We start from the raw sequence: 527 nt of genomic DNA, 5'->3' as shown, positions 1-527 counted from the left end.
CATCATCTGTTAAACCAGATAATTGTAAAGCGAGTGAATTAACTGCGGATATGTGTCCTGAGGTGTGTGTGATGATAACAGGTTTATTTGGCGAAACCTTATCTAAGTCTTCCCGTGTTATATGGCGCTTTTCATACAGAAGGGTATCATCATATCCATATCCCTTGACCCATTCCCTATTGGGAGTTTCTTTTGCTTTTGCACCAATTACCTCCAATATATCTTTTATGGATTGATTTGGCGGTGTGCCGCAATTCACCTGTCTCATTATTTGGCCATACGCCAAAATGTGATTATGTGTATCAATAAATCCTGGAATTAAAGTAGATCCCTTTAAATCAACAACATTTGTACTTGCTGTCACTTCGACGGCACTTTTAGGAGGCTCGCACTCTCTCCAAATACCAACAATTTTGCCATTTGCTACAGCCACAGACCCAGCACGACGATTCCTATTATCTAAAGTCAGTACATTGGCATTTTTAAATAAAAGATCGATTTTAATCATAAAAAATCCCTCTATTCTT

1 protein-coding gene is annotated in these 527 nt (G+C 38.3%); it reads right to left on the bottom strand.

Features of this window, described 5'->3' with window-relative positions:
* A partial coding sequence (locus tag AC1DUW_RS32165) for an amidohydrolase family protein (RefSeq protein ID WP_477644629.1) occupies positions 1–508 on the bottom strand: 508 nt, incomplete at its 3' end.
* Positions 509–527 lie beyond the last annotated feature (19 nt).

Source organism: Peribacillus sp. P4_C12 (assembly GCF_056402095.1).
Note: the sequence above shows the minus strand (reverse complement) of the source record. Positions and strands in the feature narration are given on the sequence as shown.